The 20,536-nt window shown below is 34.0% G+C and carries 16 protein-coding genes, 1 tRNA gene and 1 pseudogene; 9 read left to right on the top strand and 9 right to left on the bottom strand.

The genetic code is table 11. The annotated features are described in order from the left end of the window. Window positions 1–279: 279 nt before the first annotated feature. The 3 genes from CRS_RS00905 to CRS_RS00895 all read left to right on the top strand — a co-directional run bounded on the left by CRS_RS00905 (window position 280) and on the right by CRS_RS00895 (window position 2,777). On the top strand, window positions 280–555 hold the full coding sequence (locus CRS_RS00905) for an NUMOD4 domain-containing protein (protein WP_142722219.1): 276 nt from the start codon (window positions 280–282) through the stop codon (window positions 553–555). Window positions 556–869: 314 nt separating this feature from the next. Next, a complete protein-coding gene (locus CRS_RS00900; protein ID WP_142722218.1) occupies window positions 870–1,445 on the top strand; it encodes an NUMOD4 domain-containing protein in 576 nt (191 codons plus the stop codon). A 645-nt stretch (window positions 1,446–2,090) separates the two neighbouring features. Continuing rightward, window positions 2,091–2,777, top strand: coding sequence for a hypothetical protein (locus CRS_RS00895; protein ID WP_142722217.1), 687 nt, complete (start codon window positions 2,091–2,093; stop codon window positions 2,775–2,777). 480 nt (window positions 2,778–3,257) lie between these two features. On the opposite strand, the gene CRS_RS00890 is transcribed toward CRS_RS00895, so the two are convergent. The 4 genes from CRS_RS00890 to CRS_RS00875 are packed head-to-tail and all read right to left on the bottom strand — an operon-like array spanning window position 3,258 to window position 12,339. Then, window positions 3,258–3,716, bottom strand: coding sequence for a hypothetical protein (locus CRS_RS00890; RefSeq protein WP_142722216.1), 459 nt, complete (start codon window positions 3,714–3,716; stop codon window positions 3,258–3,260). Between the two features lie 14 nt (window positions 3,717–3,730). Then, window positions 3,731–7,279 carry a DUF6443 domain-containing protein gene (locus tag CRS_RS00885; protein WP_228451136.1) on the bottom strand — a complete coding sequence of 1,183 codons (3,549 nt, stop codon included), beginning with the start codon at window positions 7,277–7,279 and terminating at the stop codon, window positions 3,731–3,733. A gap of 6 nt (window positions 7,280–7,285) precedes the next feature. Beyond that, complete coding sequence (locus CRS_RS00880) at window positions 7,286–10,795, bottom strand: DUF5977 domain-containing protein (RefSeq protein ID WP_142722215.1); 3,510 nt, start codon at window positions 10,793–10,795, stop codon at window positions 7,286–7,288. 2 nt (window positions 10,796–10,797) lie between these two features. Further along, a complete protein-coding gene (locus CRS_RS00875; RefSeq protein WP_142722214.1) occupies window positions 10,798–12,339 on the bottom strand; it encodes a T9SS type A sorting domain-containing protein in 1,542 nt (513 codons plus the stop codon). A 498-nt stretch (window positions 12,340–12,837) separates the two neighbouring features. Between CRS_RS00875 and CRS_RS24725 the strand changes: the two genes are divergently transcribed. From CRS_RS24725 to CRS_RS24625, 4 genes and pseudogenes are all read left to right on the top strand, one after another. Next, window positions 12,838–12,972 carry a hypothetical protein gene (locus CRS_RS24725; protein WP_262711764.1) on the top strand — a complete coding sequence of 45 codons (135 nt, stop codon included), beginning with the start codon at window positions 12,838–12,840 and terminating at the stop codon, window positions 12,970–12,972. A 58-nt stretch (window positions 12,973–13,030) separates the two neighbouring features. Next, window positions 13,031–13,177, top strand: a pseudogene (locus tag CRS_RS24635) (hypothetical protein); the annotation flags it as partial. A gap of 23 nt (window positions 13,178–13,200) precedes the next feature. Next, a complete protein-coding gene (locus tag CRS_RS24630; protein WP_228451167.1) occupies window positions 13,201–13,362 on the top strand; it encodes a hypothetical protein in 162 nt (53 codons plus the stop codon). Window positions 13,363–13,395: 33 nt separating this feature from the next. After that, window positions 13,396–14,151 (top strand): recombinase family protein, encoded by a 756-nt coding sequence (locus CRS_RS24625; protein WP_228451135.1) that lies wholly within the window; start codon window positions 13,396–13,398, stop codon window positions 14,149–14,151. Window positions 14,152–14,559: 408 nt separating this feature from the next. On the opposite strand, the gene CRS_RS00865 is transcribed toward CRS_RS24625, so the two are convergent. Continuing rightward, a tRNA-Lys gene (locus CRS_RS00865) sits at window positions 14,560–14,632 on the bottom strand. A gap of 283 nt (window positions 14,633–14,915) precedes the next feature. Between CRS_RS00865 and CRS_RS00860 the strand changes: the two genes are divergently transcribed. Beyond that, window positions 14,916–15,374 (top strand): MarR family winged helix-turn-helix transcriptional regulator, encoded by a 459-nt coding sequence (locus CRS_RS00860; RefSeq protein ID WP_142722213.1) that lies wholly within the window; start codon window positions 14,916–14,918, stop codon window positions 15,372–15,374. 10 nt (window positions 15,375–15,384) lie between these two features. Further along, window positions 15,385–15,888: a transposase gene (locus CRS_RS00855; RefSeq protein WP_142722212.1), complete on the top strand. Its 504-nt coding sequence runs from the start codon at window positions 15,385–15,387 to the stop codon at window positions 15,886–15,888. 80 nt (window positions 15,889–15,968) lie between these two features. On the opposite strand, the gene CRS_RS00850 is transcribed toward CRS_RS00855, so the two are convergent. The 4 genes from CRS_RS00850 to CRS_RS00835 form a co-directional block, all read right to left on the bottom strand. Then, window positions 15,969–16,601, bottom strand: coding sequence for a DJ-1/PfpI family protein (locus CRS_RS00850; RefSeq protein WP_142722211.1), 633 nt, complete (start codon window positions 16,599–16,601; stop codon window positions 15,969–15,971). Window positions 16,602–16,702: 101 nt separating this feature from the next. Continuing rightward, window positions 16,703–17,674, bottom strand: coding sequence for a GlxA family transcriptional regulator (locus CRS_RS00845; protein WP_172616968.1), 972 nt, complete (start codon window positions 17,672–17,674; stop codon window positions 16,703–16,705). A 209-nt stretch (window positions 17,675–17,883) separates the two neighbouring features. Next, window positions 17,884–19,476 (bottom strand): beta-carotene 15,15'-monooxygenase, encoded by a 1,593-nt coding sequence (locus CRS_RS00840; RefSeq protein WP_142722209.1) that lies wholly within the window; start codon window positions 19,474–19,476, stop codon window positions 17,884–17,886. After that, window positions 19,469–20,533 (bottom strand): HlyD family secretion protein, encoded by a 1,065-nt coding sequence (locus CRS_RS00835; RefSeq protein ID WP_142722208.1) that lies wholly within the window; start codon window positions 20,531–20,533, stop codon window positions 19,469–19,471. Before CRS_RS00835 ends, CRS_RS00840 begins: the two co-directional genes overlap by 8 nt. Window positions 20,534–20,536 lie beyond the last annotated feature (3 nt).

Here is a 20,536-nt window from a genome sequence, read left to right as displayed (position 1 = left end):
ATTAAAATGATTACAATTATTTTTACAACATATAATCTATATTTATTTAACAAAAATATATTACGTAAACGACAAAACATGTCGTTTATAGAATATTCAGTTTCCTTAGCATATAGAAATTATTTTTATAGTGGTAATAATAGTAATGATGACAGGACCATTGCTCGTTATTATCTATCGTATCCAATATAGGGTCTAGATACCATATCTAAATTTTTTTAAACTGAGTTTTCTATTTTTGTTATTCAGTATTATTAATTTTTTTCATCAATTGAACTTATGAAACTGCCTCCTGAATTTGAAGACCAATATGTAAAAGAAGTTTTATACAATACTTCTTTAAAAAATCTTCCGAATGAAGAATGGAAGCCTATTGAGAATTATGAAAACTATATGATTTCCAATTATGGTCGTGTAAAAAGCCTAGAACGTTTTGTTCCTCTTCCAAGCGGCAAAGAATGGAAAATGCCGGAACTGATCATGAAACTGATTTTTGTAAAACATTCTAACAGGTACCTACAGAATTATAACTATAGTGTCCACTGCACTTTATAATCAGACGGCCATAAGTACAGGAAATCCGTAATACGTCTTGTGTATTATCATTTTATTGAAAAGTTTGAGTACAGTGACCGATCCATTCTTATCAGCACTAAAGATGAGAACAGGCTTCATATATATTACAAGAATCTAGAGAAAATTTCATCCCATGAGATGCGGCTCAGTATGTTTGAAAAAAACAGAGCAAGAAACCGAAAAGTTATTTACAGTCAGGCCGTGAGCCAGTACAGTATTGAAGGGGAACTACTATCTGATTTTGAAACTATGTATGCTGCAGAAAAAAACTGGGTATTGCTCCGGAAAGTATTATGGATGTTATCAATAAACAATTTTTAACAGCAGGCAGCTACCGTTGGTTTTTAAAATCTTATACTCCTACAAGAGAGGACTTTATAGTAACTGACAATCAAAACCCTTCGCGCAAATTGTTTAATAATGATCTGTGGAAAAAATTAGGAAAACCTACTATTGATCACGATAATCCTCCCGCATGTCTGAACTTGTCTCTAAAAGATCTTCCCGGAGAACACTGGAAAACCATCCCAGGCTTTGATAACCGATTTGTTATATCCAGTAAAGGACGAGTCAAACGATTGACAGGATGGACTGCTATGGGAAGAACTGTTTTCCTCAAAGAACAGATTCTCTCTCAAATAATATCCCCCAATACCGAATCAACCTATTCACTTTATTGTTTAGTGCGACACAAGGGAAAAAATACCCGGATTACCATTTCAAAATGGGTTTACCACTGCTTTATTGAACAATTTGACATCCACAGCAAAACATGGGTTGTTGTTAATAAAAGCCAGCCTTTATGGGATATTGATCTCTCAAAGCTATTGCTACAACCCATTTATTCAGTGCTTAAACAAAAAAAATAAAGTTAATAACTATGAATATTCTTTCAAAAACCCTGAAATCGAATGGTCTCCAGAATTTATTCTTTCGCCACCCGATTTTACAGTTTCACCTGTTTATTGCATTGTTACTTTCAATATTTTACTTTTTTTGTAAAAATGATTAAGAGCGAGAGAAAAATATACCTGTATAGCGCCTTGCTGATTACACCGGTCGTCAATTCAGCAATAAATTATTAATTCCAGGAAATGATATCAGTCACTAAAAAAAATAATATTACCAGATAAACACCCCGTCTTAAAGCTCGTTCTTTTAAAAGATTATTTTTCTTCTTTTGACATATTTATAAATCATAAAACAGAAACCGCTGCTATAAAAATAGATAGTCCCAATTCATTTATATTGAGCGCAGTTACTTTAAAGAATATAGAAATCGGTTTATATATAATATGGCGGTGATCATCATCAGTATTAATACAGAAATACCAATAATTAAAGGATTACGGTTCTTGAAACTTTCCACCACACTGTAAAGGGATGATCTGATAATAAATCCTGACGGGAGTTGGGATTTATTATTTCAAAGATCCTCTCACTATTACATCGATATGAAATGGTTGTAAGACTTACAATATTTTAATATTTTTATTTTAATCAATAATAAAATAATGGAAAAACTAATTACCTTAACGAATTCAGAAAATTTTTCATCACAAGGTTTCATATATTTAAAAAAGTTAATTTTTGAAGTAGAGAATTCTCAGCTTCAACTTCAAATCACTTTGATTGATGAGACAGAAAAAGAAGTTGAATGGATTATAAATGCAGAAAATGTTTTTGGTTTTAAAAATTTTGATTCAGGAAATCTGATGCCTTATTTGAAAATAAATCTTTACGAAGATCATCCGCTGCTAAAAATAATTGAAAGCACAGAAATTCAATGCAAGATAACTGGTGTACCGGAAAATAAATTCCAGTTTCTAGGGAAATTTTATCAACTACTACAAAAGGAAATAGGTTCTTGGAAATATGTGGAAGACTTTTTTTGGAATACGGAAGATCTGTTTGGAGAAAAAGAAATTCCTGAAAGGTTTAAAGGTTTAACTGATGTGGAAAGTAACGCAGAATACATCAATTTACCTAAAATTTTGGTAAGCCCATTCGAAACACTTTGTAAATCTGAAAATCTACAGCTTCAGATCGAAGATGAATACGAAAGTAATTATAGCAATATGAAAGTCTTAATTTTCGGGAACGAAATTATATCTCCAGATAATTATTTCCTTAATCAACCATATATTATTGCCGAAAAATTTACTACCACAGAGAAAAACAATAGTGAGATTGTATTTTAAATCAGATAAAAAAATGCAAACTTAGCAAACATTTAGAAAATTAAGATTTCTTTGTTTTTACAGAAAACCGTAAAAATTTAAGAAAAGAGTTTTGTACATTTTCAAAAATCAAAAATCATGACGATTTACCTTGACTTAAATATCTTTGATAGATTATAAAAAATTGATTATTTAGAAGAGGATAAAAAAGATGCTGTCATCAATTAAATTAAATTAGTTTTGTCATCAAATTTATAATTTACAAAAACAAAGGTGATCAATTTAAATTCACTTTTAATTAGAATTTAGTGGTCAATATTGCTCCTATAATCTAATCTTGATTTAACACTCAAATTACCATCTTCTAATAAAAAAACAGACTGTTATTTGTATAACAGTCCGCTTTCATTCGATACTATAAATCTTAATCCATAAAAATTATTTAAGATAAAAATTTCTTTGGTCATAAATAAATAGTATATCTTACATCTATACTAATACCTAAATCCTATATCTTTCATCACAAAAGTCAACAAAATCCAATGAATTTGTTGGCGGTGGTTCTTCAATTGTAGCACAGGCATTATGAGAGTTTAAAAAGTTTTTAATTTCTCTAAAAAGTTGAATACTTTTGCTTGATGAAGGATCATTTCCGATACTTGATACACCGAATATTAATTTTCCATCATCAGTATATTGTAAAACAATTTGCTTAATTTCTGATAATTCATCTTTATTTTTAAAATAAATAATATATTCAGAATCAGGATTGTTTCCCAGATATAGTAATAATTCTTTAACTGAATGATATATTGTTTGAGGTGTATCAGAATATTGTGGAAAGGGATAATCCATTGCTAGTTCCTCTTTTCCCGAAGGCAAATACTTCGAAAAAAAAGTATTTATAACTTCCAAAGTTCTGTTTTCAACCAAGTAATATGAATCTATATATTGTGACATATCTTTTTTTTTAGTTAAGGCATTTTTCCTGCACTGACAAATTTACCTTGAATTGTTTCATAATAATAATATTTTTCTCCACCAATTATTGGTTCTGTTCTATTAACAGTTGTCCTAACACCTCTCACCCATTCGTTTGATTTAAAAAAGCTATTTGCTCCTGCTTCTCTGATATTACTAACCTTATTATTAAATAATTCTTGTAAAATATCCGCTTCTTTTTCATGCCAAACAGGAAGATCAAGTTCTGCAGCCTTTTTGTAACTGTGTTGAAAAGCTCTTCGTTCTTCTTTTACCATCTCAGCCCATGGAGTAAGATGACCAACCCTTACGGCTTCCTTTTCACTTTGAAGTAGCCCTCTAATAACTTTTCCCGTCCCCGCAGTCAAAAGGTCTATTGCAGCTCCTTGAACCAAAGGATTTTCAGAAACTAGCATTTGAATATCACTTTTACCACGGGATTCAGGTACTGATCCAATTGTAGGCCCCCAAGGGTTAATTGCTGAGGGACGAGTACCTAATCCACCACCTTCAGAATAGCCAACGGCAAGAGTATTTATATAGCCTTTAGAATTAAAACTATCTGTGTAACTCACATTTAGTGTGTGAGAACTTACTTTCCAAGTACCATTATCTCCTTTGTTAACAGCAACATTATAAAAGCCTGAACCTAATTTTTCAGACCATTGTTCTGCATAAATTCTAGCATCTGATTTGGTAAGGTTGTTCCAAAATCCAGCCCCTCTGACCCATCTTCCGTCAGGATCAGTAAAATTGATCGGGTTATTAACAGTATAATTGTATGGAGAGTGTCTTCTATACGATTCTGCTAAGGGATCTACAACTCCCCATCTTCCCAAATCTGCCATATAAAATCGTGCTCCATAATCATACATACCACTTTCCTGAAGTTCCTTACCATTGTATTTATAGTTTTGATACCCCCCCAGTAAACTTTTTACTCCTCCAATGTGATTTGCTCCAAAAGCATAATAATTATTTGTACCTGTAATTTCAACTGCACCTTCATTATTTTTGGCATAACTTACCCTAACATTTCCTAAATGATCTCTGTATTGATAAATATAACGTTTTTCAGTAAAGCTATAAAAACCTTCAGCAGTTGACACAAAACCAAGCGTCCATCCTTTTGTTATTTCTGGATCTAAAATTGGACCTTTAAAAGCTTGTTCTTCATACGCAAATTCTGTTCTGCACCATGGGCAGGGTGCAATAGATTCCGTACCATTATACTGAAAACCATCTAAATAGTCAGTCATTTTATTAACAGTTGGCTGGCCCTTGCCTCCTCCTGTTGTGTAAGTTTTACGTACTTTAGTCCCATCTGCTCTATATAAATAATTTAGGAAAAAACTAATGGAAGTTCCAAACGGATCATTTTGTGTGATAGAAAAAGTACTTGGCAGATTAATGTAATTATAATCAATCTCATATATACCTTTATCTTTCATAGTAGTCATGTTGCCATTCGGATCATAATCAATTATATTATTTCCTCCCTCATAACCTGCATCATTTAACGCGTTTTCAATTACTTTCGTTAGACGATTTCCTGTATATTTATATTCTAAGTCGTCAACTGTTGTTGCTGTCGGAGAAAATACTAATGGTGCAGTTCTTTTTAAAGTTTCGATATTTCCATTAAGATCATAGGTCATATATTCATCAAAGAAATTGTTATTCCCTGTTGTAGGTTCTTTATAGAAAGCATTTTTTAGTCTATTTAAATTATCGTACTCATAATTATATCTTTTTAATACATCCTCTGATGAAATTTTCCAATCGATCTCTGTAATATTGCTATTAAATTTTCCAGGTGCTATATTTGAATTAACTGGATTCGTAAATTTCATTTCGTAGCCGAACAATTTTCCTCCAAGATTAGACGGATCGTTAATTTTGGTCATCCACCCTCGGATATTGTATTGATAATTTATCTGTTGTAAGGGAGCGTTTGGAGAAGTTCCCCCTACTTTCTTACTTTCTATTTGAGAAAGTTCATCATATTTATTCTGAGCCAAATATTCAACACTATTATTATCAACCTGATGAGTGTGTGTTAATAATCTATTCTGGTGATCATAAGTAAAATTTTCTGTTATCACTTTGTCAGGGTCAGCATTCAATCGTTTATGCCAAGTTACTGTTTGCTGTACCGCTCCAGTAAAATCTAATTTTGAATCGATCTGAGTTCGCCCGCCTAAATGATTTATCGAGTATGACCTTATAAGTTGTCCTTTTTTGTTGTAGTAAATATATTTCTTAGTCCAATTGTCATCTTCAATATTCTTAACTAAGTTCATTACTGGCAGACCTATTGTACTAAACCCTTTATTATCTATGGCTTCTGTCAAAGTAGGTTGCCCTAAGATATCCGCAGGAAAAGTAGGATTAAAATCATATTGTGGATATACATCGTAATAATTTACAGAAAGAATTGTAGGGATTTCATTATTAAAATAATTCTGTGTATAATAAACTGTAATGCCGTTGCTTGTAAAGCCAGTTGTACTTCTAGTTTCTGTTATTACTAAATTATTTATATCGTTTTGCCTATCTATTCTATCACCTCCGTTCAAAAATCCAGTATAAGCAACTCTACCTAATTGGTCATATTTAGTGATAAGCCATTTATTTTGTTTTTCTTTTAAATTTGTGTCCTGGTATAAAATTAATCTGTCTGCCTTATCATAAACCATATATTCTTTACCCTTACCAGGAAGTTGCTTTTCAATCAAGCGATTTTTATTATCATATTTATATTGATAACAAAGTTGACTTAGTACAGAATTTACATCAGCAACAATTGAAGCCTTTGGAGGAATTACAAATACGAGTTGGTCATATTCATTATAGACATAATAAGTATTTGCACTTTCTGTAGGACTTATTATTTTTTTTATCAATATGACCTGCCCTTTACTATTTTTATATTCTATCGTTTTATTTTCATCCTCATCAATTACGCTATTTTTATACAATTTTCCTGCTGGATAAAAACCGGATTCAATAACATCTGAAGAAGTTTCATTATTTACCCAATTCGTTGAGGATATATATTTTTTTACCTCGCCGTCCTCATTTGCTTCATATTTAAACTGTACAGGATGTGTTTGCCATATCGTTCCTGGACGCACTTGAGACAATGTTCTATCTAAAGGAGAAGTCTCTAAATTAGTATGTGAAAAAGGTCTACTGTCATTATGATAGGTTTGTACCGCACCTTGAATTCCATCCTGAATAGCCCCACCTAAACTGTTTAAGGGGACTGGCAGCCAATTATCAACTTGTCTGCCAAAGTCATCATATGGGATAATAGTTACTAAATCTTTACCTAACGGTGTTGATTTTACATTAATAATTTGTTTTGTTTTCCCCAATCCATCAAAGTACTCTATTATCCGTGATTGTTTAGCCGTAAGGCTTGAATCTTTTACTGGTTCAAGATAAGTTTTAGTTTGTATAAAATTTTCAGTAGTTGTCTGTGCAAGAGAAAAAGTGCTTACTAATAGCGTGATGATTGATAAAATTATTCCTTTCATGATTTGTTATTTATCGTATTCAAAATATAATGTTGTTGATCCCGAAGGACTTCCTCCTCCCATAGATGTTAAAGTTACACCTCCACTTGGTGCTATCGAAACATTCCAAGAGCCATTAGTTGAGGACACACTTATATTTTTATAAGAATTCGGTGTACATAAAGAACCCAAGGTTCCTATAAAAACACCGCTTGACCAATTTGGGGCAGAGCCTCCACTAGAGTTAGTTAATGGAAGACTTAAAATAGCTTTTATATGCCCGAAAGAAATTTCCTGAAAAGAAGAATAATAAATATCGGCTAGATAAGTTGGCGTAATCGTACATACATAAGGTGTACAATTATAATGTGTATTTACATAGTTCTGACCTTCTGTATTTAATTCATTTTGTGCTTTTTGCTCTGCATCATCCTGACTTATAGTAGAAGAATACTTGAATTCCGGAACAGTATAAATTCCAGATACCGGAAGTGTTCCCGGGGCACAGTTCGTTGTTGTAAAAGGCTGGCTTTTTTCGGAACTGTAAAATTTTAGCGGCGCAAAATTGTATTTGAATTCTTGTATGATATTTAAATCATTATCCAATATTCGTTCTAGCCTATTTAAATTATCATATTTATAAAATTCCTTTTTACCAGAAGGTTTTGTAGTGCTTGTAATACCTTTTAATGGATCATAAGTGTAGGTAGTTATGGAATACCCTTTTAATAGAGGATTCTTTTTAAATGTATCTAAAGCATCTTTTAATTCCTGTTCTGATGTACTATTGTAATCTACATCAGACTTACTCACGATGTCTAAGTTTAAATAACCTATAGGGGTAGTAGGTTGGTTTAATAACTGCATAAGTTGTGAGTACGTTACCCCTTCGATTTTTGCTATTGGTAAAGTTTGCTTATATCCATATAGTGTGACAACTGATATACCAGATTTATCTGTAACTTGAAGATAGTTCGCTTTATTATCCAATACATCATAGCTGATATTTTCTAATGTTTGATTTACCGGGATATTATAATCTGTAAAATTATTTAAGGAGACATTAAGTTTTGAGTCTCTCCTTTTTTTATGAGTAAATGAAACAGGATAGAATAGATTCTCCCGTAAAGAGAATTTAGCATCTTTGTTTTTCTCAATTTCAATAATAGGATGTAAAATATTAGAGCTTATCATATTATTATAAAGTGTATAATCTTCTCCCACATTGTTAATATTATTTGCAAGGCCTGACTTATACAAATCAATAGCATAAAGGTTCTTTTTAATAGTTGTCCCTTCTGCTGCTGTTGTTTCAATCTGTTCCGGATATGGATGCCAAAAATTACCAGATTCTCTATATTTAATAGTTTTCTCGCTTGTAAGCTGTTTATTACCCAGGTAATTGATTATTTTTTCTTTTTTTAGTAAATAAGGTATTACAGGTACATACATTGAAAAAGCGGAAGTTGGATTTGTACTAAAAACTTTCGAAATATCAGTATAAACATAATAATTAACGTCAGATAACTTACAAGTAGTACATGTAAGCGGATCAACATCTAAAAGCTCGCTTTCTGGGCGTAAAAAATTTTCGTATTCATAAATATGCTCCTGTAATATTGTATTATTCGAATCGAATATTTTTTTCTTTAAAATCTTTCCTCTTTCATTATCTTTACTTACTCGCGTGATTCCTTTCCGTTTATCGAAATCCGTGTTAGAGAAGTTTTTTAAAGTTAAATCATCAGGATTTGTATAATAATCTGCAAAAAAATATTCTACCATTCCTTTATTACTTACTTTTTCCTGAACTTGGCTATATACTATCGGGCTTTTTTTGGAAGCTGCTCCAAAAATTCCGGATGACAAACCATTGTTCAGTTTGTAAGTATAAGATGTTTGGTATTGCTTATTTCCATCGTATTCAATTTTACTTTTCAATCTCAAAAGCGCATGAGTTGTAGTATTAGTAGGATTTGTGAAAACATCTTTTTGTAATTGTGAAGAGTATTTCGATACGACATTATAATCTGCTGGTTCGTAATAGAGCCTTGTAAATCCCTTGGTCGGATACACAATTTTTTTCAAAGATGTAGCATCATAAAAATTATTGTCATTATTAATTGTGTTAGTTCCAGTCCAATAGCCAAAATCATTTATAAAATTAGTGCTTTTGTCAGGGAAAGATTCTGTTTTATTATATTCAAAATAATACTTCTCGCCATTATTTTCCTCGACCGATTTCAGAAAGTATCTGTAATTTTGTCCCCCCAGAGGGATTTGATTAAATGTAAAACTTTTATTATTTCCAAAACTGCTTAAATTGATACTACTAAGGTGTATTAAATTATTACTATCTTTAAAATAATTATAATTAATTTTAATATTCTTACCCAGTACCTCTACTTCCTTTAAAACTGATCTTTTAGTATAAGTATTAATAACTGCCGTAGCATAAAATGGCGAGACTACAAAGGTTCTATAATCAACAGATCTAGATCTTGTTACGTATATTCCAGCTTGATCCAACTGAGATTGTGATGGAAAGTTAGTAGGAAAAACAAGATTTGTATTATTAGAGTTTATAAGTGTTTTTTCAAAAAATGGATCTAAAATATTTAGATTACCTTGCTGTTCATATTTACCAACGATTGTATCTCCATTATAAGTTTCTACTTTTTTTAGTTGCCATGAAATAATAAAATTTGCTCTTGTACCACTATAAAAATTACGTATATTAGAACCAAGATAATATTTCCCATTGATATCGAATTGCGAATAATTTATTTCCAACTCATCATTTGTTCCACCAAAATAGAATTTATTTCCTTTATCATCAGTTATAATAATTTCCTTTACAATGTTAGTAGAATTATTTAGAGGTGATCTTACTGAATAACACATTGAATTGCTGTTATTAGAAACAACAGGGTAGACTAACTGTATTTTTAACTTGGCATTTTCACAATAGACTATAGGATTTCTATTATTATCAAATGTAAAATAACCACTGTATCCAAAAAAATCAAAATAAAATTTATCCGGATCAAAGTCTGATGATACATTGCTATTTGTTGCTCCAAATAATAATTGCTTTTTACTATAACCATTAGTTAAATTAGATTTTGGCAATATACAATCTGTTGTCGCTTCCTTCCTCTCTTCTTCTGTTCCTGCAATGATACCATAATTGTAATTAGCTTCATCTGCAACAAAATAATTTGTTAGAAGATAATTTCCTTTTACTTCTCTTGTAATTTGCCCAAATAAATTACCATACCAATTTAATCCATAAATACTCTCGTCCGATTTGGGATCAAATCCTTTAAAGCTGTTAGTTATTTCATTCTTAAGCTTTAAATTTCCTACTGCAAACTCAAATAAAGGAATATCTACATTTACGGTTCCTTTGTATAGATCATTAGTTGTTGAAACCTTATCAATTAAAAATAAGCTTTCTGATGGCCTATCCTGAGCAATTATACCTGTTCCAGTGCTTATTACCAGCAATAATGCCAAGATTTTATTTCTTTTCATATTTATTTTTTTATGAGTTTTGCATTTGCAGTTTTATTTGTATCCGTTTTAATGACAAGAAGATAAGCTCCCTGAATCAGATTTTGGGTATTTATTTTGGTCACCTTATTTTTTGTTTTCAGGCTTTGCAACTGCCTCCCTCCCATATCGTACAACAGAATATCTGCATCCTTGAAATCAAAACCTATTTCTACGTAAGCATAATCTGATACAGGGTTTGGATAAATTTTGATATCATATTTTTCTATCAACTGATCTACCTGTTTATCCCCCAGCTTTACAATTTTCCAGTTTTCCTTACCTAGTTCTTCTGCGCTGGTTCCTGCTAAAACAATAGAACCATCTCTGTTTAATTTTAAATCAGAAAGCCTTTCTTCCTTCTTTCTGGATTCTCCTTTTACATGTTTTCTCCACTGCTCATTTCCATTCTGATCAAGGTATAACATCCAGAATGTTTCATCATTAGTTTCTATTCTACCTTCGGCTTGGGTATAGCCCCCCAATAAGATTCCTTTCGTAGATGTGTCATTAGCTGAATGAAGAACGCTCATACTCATCAGAATATCACGGTTTTTGAAGTTATAAGATTTTTGCCACTGCTCATCTCCTCTTTCATTTAAAGAAATCAACCAAAGGTCTGATCCTTCTTCTAATCCTACTGTTTTGTTCCCTGATCTTTCTGATCTGGATTCTCCACCAATGATGAACCCATTGGAAGTTAAGGCCAGCGTTCTGATATGATCATCGCCTTTCCCTCCAAAATTCTTTTCCCATTCTATTTTTCCGTTTTTGTCTAGTTTTATGATCCAGTAGTCACCTTCGCCGAAATTTTCAGTTTTCTTGGTTCCTCCTGAATTGCTTCTAGAATAAACACCTAATAAAGCGCCGCCATCTTTCGTCGGTATCATTTTTTCGACTTCATCCAATCCTTTTCCCCCCAAGATTATTTGGGATAACTCTTTTCCATCTTTATCCAGTTTTACAACTAAAACATCTTTTGAACCGTAAGTCTTTGCGGAATTTTGAATATTTCCTACAACAAAAAATCCCAAGTCGGTAGTTTGAATAACAGATCTTGCTTCTTCATCAGAACTTCCTCCAATTGTTTTTTGCCACAATTCATCTCCGAATTCATTGATCCTTATCAACCAAATGTCTGACCCACCTCTTGACTCTTGTTTTTTATCCAAACCTTTTCCTGAATAGGAAGTACCTGTCACAATAAATCCACCTTCCTGGGTATTCACAGTTGCTGATAAAAAATCATGGTTTTGACCAGAGAAATATTTCTCCCAAACTTTTTCGCCTTGCTGATTGAGTTTGATCAAATGAAAATCGTAACCATTATTTTGGTTATTCTCTGTAGAAATTTTTTTGGATTGAATTGAACTTCCTGAAATCACATATTGTCCGTCAATAGTAGTTGTAATCTGAGAAAGAAAATCCTGTGTTGAGGATTTGAACTCTTTCTGCCAAACAACCTCTTGAGCAGATACGCTTAAAATAGTGCATAGAAATAATGCACTATTGTAGAACTTCGTCATACGCAGTGTTTATATTTGAGTTATTGTTATTAATTTTTAACTGTGCAAAAGTATCCTTTTCATATCATTATAAAAATATTTATGAATTATATTTAACATGAATAATATCACCTGCATTTTTTCTTAAAATAATTTCAAATTATTGCTTTTTCTTATGATGAACTTGAAACTACTTTCGAAATAAAAATTTACAACTCTACATGTTTTTAGTACATTCTAAAAGTTAACAACAGATAACAGAAATTCATAAATCACAAATAGAGTGGTATAAGCCTGAACTAATGTTATATTTCCTGACATAAGCTGATTATAATTGAGGTGTAATTGAACAACAATACAGTATATACTTTTAATTTTTCAATTTAAAACACTCAATAATTCTCACTAAACGTCAAACAGAACCTTTTACAGTCAAACAGAACCTTTTACAGCCAAACAAAACCATTTTGTAATTTCCAAAACCTCTTACTCTATAAATTAAGGGGAAATAGAGTTAACATGGAAAGAACAGAGCCGGGGAAACTAACTCCTGAAAAAGTAGTTAAAATACTGGAAAAAAAAGGAACAATTGTAACTATTGAAGAGGCTGAGACACTACTCAACTTCATTAAGATAATTGCAATATTACAGTAAATCAGTATCTTACCAAATGTATTTAAATTGAATTACCCCTAACAATAATGCTGATGGTATGAGACAGGCTGATTTATATGTACGTGTATACACAGACGAACAGGCAGATAAAGGATATTCTCAACGAGATCAGGAAGATCGTCTGAGAAAGTATTGCGAAATTAAAAGCATTACTATAAGAAATGTTTATATCGAGGACTACTCTGCTAAGACTTTTAATAGACCAGAGTGGCAAAAATATTTAGAGGCGCTACGGAAAATAAAAAAGAATACAACAGCTTTACTATTATTATTCACAAAATGGACAGGTTTAGCCGTAAGACAGGTGATGCATACCAGATGATCAATTTACTACGGTCCTTCAACGTAGAGCCGGAAGCCATTGAATAGCCACTTGATTTTGACATTCCGGAAAACAAGATAATGCTTGCATTTTATCTCGCCACTCCAGAAGTAGAGAATGACCGCAGGTCACTAAATACCTTCTATGGTATGCGCCGTGCTAAAAAAGAAGGCCGATATATGGGAACCGCTCCTCTAGGATATGCCAATAAAATAACTGAAGACAAAAAGAAATACATCGGTATACACGAAGTGGAAGGTCCTTTATTGAAATGGGCTTTTGAACAGATTATTCTCAACAAATACAATACCGAACAAATATGGAAAATGGTACGCCTTAAAGCATGTGGTAAATACAGATTCAGTAAAAATAATTTTTGGGTTGCTATTAGAAATCCATTGTATTGTGGGAAAATTTTTGTTCCTGCCCATAAAGATGAAAAAGCACATTTTGTTTGGGATCAGCATGAACCACTTATAACAGAAAGTATTTTCAATGAAGTCCAGCAAATACTCGATGGTAGAAAAAGACAAATCAAGCCCAAGGTAGTTTCAATTGACAATTTGCCTTTACGTGGGTTCCTGAAATGTCATAAATGCGGTAAAATGCTTACCGGAAGTGCATCAAAAGGGAAAATGGGAGTGTATTACAACTATTATCATTGCTCAAGCTCTTGTGGGGTCCGATTTAAAGCAGAAATTACAAATGATATCTTCATCAAGCAACTTAAGTATTTAATTCCTAAAGAAGGTATGATTGATATTTTTACAGAAGCATTCATTGAAGATTTTAACACCCAAACAAAAACGCAGAATCAGGAAGAACGAATCTGCTAAATCAGATTGAAGAATTAACTCATCGTAAAAGGAAAGCTCTTATAGAAAAGGTTGATGGAAAAATTGAAGAAGATGAATATTTTTTTCTGAAAAATGATTGTACTGTGAAAATTGAACAATTAGAAAATAGGCTGAATAATTTATCTTCTGTCAATTCAGAAATAAGGGATCTATTTAAATCTGGATTAAAACAGATTGCTAATCTTGATATCCGTTATCAGAAAGGCAACACAGAAGAAAAGAGACAAATAATAAGTTCGATGTTCCCCGAATATTTGGAATTTGATGGCAATAAACATCGAACTCCAAGGTTAAATTCTGCTATTCATCTTATCTATCAGAATAGCAACAAATTAAACAGCAAAAAAAATGGGACAAACCTAGCTTTTTTAGATTTGTCCCAACAAGTGACCCGGCTGGGATTCGAACCCAGGACCCATACATTAAAAGTGTATTGCTCTACCAGCTGAGCTACCGAGTCGGCCGCTTACTTTTTCAAGTAAATCCCTTTGTTTAAGGGACTGCAAAGATAGGAAAACCCTCCTTAATTCCAAATTTTCCGGCGCTTTTTTGTAATAAATTTCAACTCAAAAAAGTCAAACATCTGTTTATAAATCAATTACGTTATTTATTTTTTTATTGAATTTTTTCAGTAATAATCATAGTTAACAAATAAAGTGTCGTTTAGGGTAATGAAAATGTTTGGCAGAATAAAAAACAAATTATATCTTAGCAACTAAGATAATTATTAAATAAGCAAATTAATGACTAAATATAATGCCCAAAACTTCAGAGATGCGAGCAGAGCCTATTCCGATGCCAGTATTTTCATGCACGAGGCCATTGCCAGAAAAGCAGGACTTTCCAGTACTGATCATAAATATCTGGGACTCATTCTGCAATATGAATCGATTACCGCAGGTGAAATTTCTAAGCTGACAGGTCTCACCACCGGTGCTGTAACCGGATTGATAGACCGCCTGGAGAAAAAGAACCTTCTTAAAAGACAGTTCATCAGGGAAGACCGAAGAAAAGTAATCATTATCCCGAATGTTGAGAACAGCATAAAATTACTGGGTCCTATTTTCGATGAGCTGCAGCAAAAAACAGTTAGTTTAATCTCTACTTTTTCCAAAAAGGAAATAGAAACCATTGAGCGTTATTTCAGAGCAGCAACTGTACTGATGAAAGAAACGGCTGATCATTTAAACAACAACCCATAAATATAAAACCATGGAAAATTTAACTGCCCCTTATATAACCCGCGCAGAAATCTGGCTTTGCATTACCACACTGCTTTATTTTCTTATGAATGGTGCTCAGATTTTCGAGACTTTACTATTTGTTCCCAAATGGTCTTCTTCCCCACCCTATACCTTCAGATTTCTTCTGGACGGAGAAGGATTAAGCCTGAAGTTTTTCTGGATCATACTTCATTCTTTACATGAAATAGCATTCATTCTTGCTATTATTTTCTGCTGGAAAATTGATCCGGTAAGAAACTGGCTTTTGGTTTTATTTGTCATTCATGCAGCGGTAAGAGTCTGGACTTTAATATTTTTCGCACCCAATATTATTCAATTCCAAAATCTTGCAACAGCACCTACTGTTTCAGCAGAAATAATAAGCAGAATATCACTTTGGAAAACCCTTAATTTTATCCGGGTAGCGGTTTATATTGCTATATCATTAGGTTTTATACCTCTTTGTATTAAACTATTCAGTTTTCGCCAGTAACGAAAATATCCATCATCTAAAAAAATAAATTTCGCCGATCTCCGATCGGCGAAATTTTCAAATCCGTCTATTTTTTACACTCAATTTTCAGATTTGGCATTCTGATATTCAAAAAGCTCTATCACCGTATCAGCAGTTTTCTGCCCAAGATGCTTTCCAACAAGGTAAAGAGCGGCATCAATCCCAGCTGTAATTCCTGCGGTAGTTATCAATTGCCCCTGGTCAACATACCGTACATTGCTGACCACATCAGCTTCCTGATTATGTTGCTCTAAAGCATCCAACAGCATATGATGTGTAGTGATAACACAATCCGTAAGCATGCCTGTTCCGGTGAGCAACATACTTCCTGTACATACCGTAAATACAACGGTCCCGGCATCATAATGGGTTTTAATCCATTTCAGGACAGTTTCCTGAAAATCCCTGTCCTGAATATATTTCATAATGAATTCAGGATTGGCCCCCGGAACAACAATCATATCCGGCTGAGGGCATGTATGGATATCATAAGTGGGAATAAGAGCCATTGTATTCGCTTCCATATAAACCGGATCTTTTGTTTTTCCGACAGTAAAACAATGATAACTGCCAGGTTGTATTACATTGGCTTTAACAAAAACATCTAAAGGACCATTTAAATCAAGAGCTTCAACCTGGTCATAGATTAAAAATGCAACATTCATTGTCTTACTGTTTTGTACGTGCTTCATAATTTTATATTTAAGATGATTATTTTTCAGATGATGATATAAGTCTTCCCTGCTGACGATTAATGATCATCAGTTTTATTTAAAATCAATAAGAAAAACTATTATTCTGTCGTTTTGAATGCTTTCCGGTATTGTGCCGGAGAAAGAAAAATATGTTTAAGAAACAGACGGCGAAGAGAAACAGCATGACCAAATCCACATTTATCAGCTATCATATCAATACTTATATCAGTATATTCCAACATATTCATAGCCTGATCCAGCCTCATTTTTTCAAGAAATCTACCGGGTGTCATTCCTGATTCTTTTACAAATACCCTGGAAAAATTACGGACACTCATGTTCAGGGACTCTGCCATATACTCCACCGTAATGGCTTTACCAAGCTTATCTTTCAACAGATCACAGACGTTCTTTGTAAAAGGAGACATCATTTCATATTCCGGTAATGCATTTCCAAACTGAGACTGTACTCCCGATCTTTTTAAATGCAGAACAAGATGACGGGCAACTTCCACTGCCAGAGGTTTCCCAAAATCTTCTTCCAGCAGAGCCAATGCAAGATCCATCCCTGAAGAAACACCTCCTGAAGTATAAATCGGCTTGTCACGGATAAAGAAAGGATTAACATTCACATCCAGTTTTGGATAAGATTTCTGTAAAGCATCCGCAAACTTCCAATGAGTAGTGACCTGTTTACCATCCAACAGCCCTGCTTTGGCAAGGACAAACGCCCCAACACAGACAGACCCCATTCGTCTCACCTCCGGAGCAATATTTTGAAGGTAATGATAAATATCGGGACTGATCTCATCCAGCACACTCAATGCAGTCCCTGCCACAAGTAAAGTATCTATGGGGAAATCAATATTATAAATAGTATGGCTGCATGATAAAGGCATTCCTGAACCGGAATATATTACCTTTTCCGAAGTTCCGGAAACCAGATAAACATGATACCCAAAATCCTGTTTGTCACTCAGAAAACGGTTTGCAGATGTAAAGACATCCCATGGTCCGGCAATATCAAGCAGCTGTACCTCCGGCAATGCTAAGAGTACTATATTTTTCATTCCTGTTTGCCATTCTTTCTTCATCTCTCGTTCTATATGAGTACAAATGTAGAGAGAAAGGATTTTGTCTGCAATGACAAAAAACATACAATTCCGGCCAGAAGTGGTCATCTATTCTTTATCAAAACAAAGAGACTGTCCTCTCAGACAGTCTCAGCACTCTACTATAAAATTAGCTGACAAGCTATACTTTTTGTTAAACCATTTCCTTACGCAGGTGAAAGTCTGCGGGACTTTAAGTAAAGGGCGGTACGGTTCAGGTAAGGGAAAAGAAAAATCAATAACAGTGACGCAGCAAGAAGCCACACCATTATTTCATAATAGTCCATTGCAAAGCGGACATGATCCTGAACATTCATTCTGCCTACCAGCAGCTTATTGGCCGCTTTTACCGCTTTATCTTCAGGCATTCCTTTTGAAATAAGTTTAGCGGTCTGCTCATGAAGAAAATTTTTAACAGCCGGATCCACAGCACTTAAATGATCCTGAAATGCATTATAGTGACGACTTTTCTCAAACAGTTCAAAAAAATTGATCAGGGCGATGCTGATACAAAATCCGAGGTATCGTATTGCCAGGGCTGTTGCAGCAGCTGAAGGGCCAATGGCAGCAGGAACAGAAGAAATAATAAATATAACCGTCGGAACCATGATCAGTCCTACCCCCAGTCCCTGAATGAATAATGGGATATAATAATTAAACTCATCGGCCTGAACATCAAAAGAATAATACATTACCCCATGGAAGATAAGCAGCATCAAAAATCCCGCCCCCCAGATATACCGTATATTTTTCTTCTGCAAAACCATACAGCATGCGACAATGACTCCAATAACCAATCCTCCAAGGTTGAAAATATTAATATAAGACATGTAAAATGGATCCAGATGCAGCTCTGTTGAAAAATAGCTGTTTGTAATTCCTGAGGCAAACCGGCAGATATACATCACAAAGAGGACCAGCAGACCTACTTTAAAGTTCCTGTATCTGAAAACCTTCAGATCGATATAAGGTCTTTTAATCGCTTGCTGACGAAATACTGAAATACCTGCGAGCACAACAATTGCAATGGCACTTCCCAGAATCCGGCTATCTTCCAGCCAATAATATTCCTGTCCAAAAATGGTTATATATCCAATAAGTACAAGCATAACACTGAATAACCCAAAGCTTTGCCAGTCAAGTTTATACAAGTGAAACCTGGCATGGGTTCTGTAATTGCTCATGGTAAGTGTCAGGAAAACAAGTCCCGGAAGGTATGAGAATATGGCCGTTTTATATACAATATTAAAATTATAGGAATCAATGAGATCTGCAGTGATCAGGTTATTAAAAGGCAAAGCACAAATCAGAATTCCGAAGAATACTGAAAAGCTGATCTCCCTCGCTCTTTCACTGCTCAATCTTGTAAAAATAAGCGTCAGTGAGAGATTCACATTTCCTGCAAACAACATTCCCTGTATGAAACGCACCGGAAACAGAATGTAAATCTCCCGGGTCAGATAGCATATCAGGCAGGCTAATATTTGCAGTGTGGTAAAAAGAAGAAAATATTCTTTCGCAGCCAGGAAACTGAAAAATCTTCTTTCCAGACTGTAAAATCCTACATATCCGGCATAAAATAATGCCACTGAAAACTGAATATCAGCCGGCTCACATCCGTAATATCCTGCTGCTGCGTTCACATTGGACAGCGGAAGAAAAAAGATAATAATTCCCGGAAGGGTCATTGAAAAAAGGATGATCTTAACCAGCCATTCCGGAGCCCATTTTTTGAAGTAAGGCATCTGTCTTTTAGCCATTGGAATGCTTTTTATTGGCATATACATTTACATTCATTCCCACTTTCAGAATATCGATATCTTTTCTTTGCCCGTCCACTCTGATTCTCACAGGAATACGCTGTACAATTTTCACATAATTCCCTGTGGAATTATCCGGAGGAAGCAAGGAAAAACTTGATCCTGTCGCAGGGGATAGTGAAATAATGGTTCCTTTGAATTCTCTGTCAGGATAGGAATCTGCAACAATCTTCACATGATCTCCGATATGCATATCCCTGATCTGTGTTTCTTTATAATTGGCCACTACCCATTTATCGGTTTCATTATTGACGATAAATGCGAGTGTTTCTCCTGCATCAATCATCTGCCCTACTTCAACAGTCCTTCTTCCCATTCTTCCGTCATAGGCTGCAGTAACGGCTGTATAACTTACATCCAGCTTGTGACGGTCCAGCAATGCTTCAAGTCTGGCAATTTCCGCAAGAACAACCGTTTTTTCTGCTTTAATATCATTGATCTTAGATACCGAAGCTGCATAATTATCCTGTGACGATTTATAATCACTTTCATTCACATCCAGGGTTGCTTTCACATCTTCCAATCGCTGTCTGGTAGTAGATTCTTCATCATACAGTTTCTTATACCGGTTATAATCAAGCTGTTGTTTCCAAACCTTTGCTTTATTGGCATCTATCTGAGCCATTGCTGCAGCGGCTTCCTTTTCTGTGGTACCTGTAGTACTTTCCAATACTTTCAGCTGAGCCCGGGCCTTCTGAAGAGCGGCTTGAGTTTGCTTTTCCTGCAGGATATATTCACGGTTATCTATGATTAAAAGGGTATCGCCTTTCTTTACCTCCTGATTTTCCTCAAATTTCACTGCGACAATGAATCCTCCGGCTCTCGAAATTACAGGGTTTACATATTCCTGAACCTGGGCATCGTTGGTCTGTTCATATGCATAATAATTCTTTAAGGTAAAACCGCCCCAGACAGCAAGTGCGGCAACGATTACAACAGAAATCCATCCTGTGATCTTCGTGATCATTCGGTCTGTTGGGGTATATTTTTTTTTCATTGT

The sequence above is a fragment of the Chryseobacterium sp. ON_d1 genome (assembly GCF_006829085.1).
Taxonomy (GTDB): domain Bacteria; phylum Bacteroidota; class Bacteroidia; order Flavobacteriales; family Weeksellaceae; genus Chryseobacterium.
The sequence above is the reverse complement of the archived record's forward strand: the minus strand, read 5'-3'. Positions and strand labels throughout refer to the sequence as shown.

Excerpts from the sequence above, each read along its gene's own strand:
- CRS_RS00905 (WP_142722219.1), top strand. The coding sequence starts at position 280 with ATGAAACTGCCTCCTGAATTTGAAGACCAATATGTAAAAGAAGTTTTA.
- CRS_RS00900 (WP_142722218.1), top strand. The coding sequence starts at position 870 with ATGGATGTTATCAATAAACAATTTTTAACAGCAGGCAGCTACCGTTGG.
- CRS_RS00895 (WP_142722217.1), top strand. The coding sequence starts at position 2,091 with ATGGAAAAACTAATTACCTTAACGAATTCAGAAAATTTTTCATCACAA.
- CRS_RS00890 (WP_142722216.1), bottom strand. The coding sequence starts at position 3,716 with ATGTCACAATATATAGATTCATATTACTTGGTTGAAAACAGAACTTTG.
- CRS_RS00885 (WP_228451136.1), bottom strand. The coding sequence starts at position 7,279 with ATGAAAGGAATAATTTTATCAATCATCACGCTATTAGTAAGCACTTTT.
- CRS_RS00880 (WP_142722215.1), bottom strand. The coding sequence starts at position 10,795 with ATGAAAAGAAATAAAATCTTGGCATTATTGCTGGTAATAAGCACTGGA.
- CRS_RS00875 (WP_142722214.1), bottom strand. The coding sequence starts at position 12,339 with ATGACGAAGTTCTACAATAGTGCATTATTTCTATGCACTATTTTAAGC.
- CRS_RS24725 (WP_262711764.1), top strand. The coding sequence starts at position 12,838 with ATGGAAAGAACAGAGCCGGGGAAACTAACTCCTGAAAAAGTAGTTAAA.
- CRS_RS24625 (WP_228451135.1), top strand. The coding sequence starts at position 13,396 with ATGCTTGCATTTTATCTCGCCACTCCAGAAGTAGAGAATGACCGCAGG.
- CRS_RS00860 (WP_142722213.1), top strand. The coding sequence starts at position 14,916 with ATGACTAAATATAATGCCCAAAACTTCAGAGATGCGAGCAGAGCCTAT.
- CRS_RS00855 (WP_142722212.1), top strand. The coding sequence starts at position 15,385 with ATGGAAAATTTAACTGCCCCTTATATAACCCGCGCAGAAATCTGGCTT.
- CRS_RS00850 (WP_142722211.1), bottom strand. The coding sequence starts at position 16,601 with ATGAAGCACGTACAAAACAGTAAGACAATGAATGTTGCATTTTTAATC.
- CRS_RS00845 (WP_172616968.1), bottom strand. The coding sequence starts at position 17,674 with ATGAAAAATATAGTACTCTTAGCATTGCCGGAGGTACAGCTGCTTGAT.
- CRS_RS00840 (WP_142722209.1), bottom strand. The coding sequence starts at position 19,476 with ATGGCTAAAAGACAGATGCCTTACTTCAAAAAATGGGCTCCGGAATGG.
- CRS_RS00835 (WP_142722208.1), bottom strand. The coding sequence starts at position 20,533 with ATGAAAAAAAAATATACCCCAACAGACCGAATGATCACGAAGATCACA.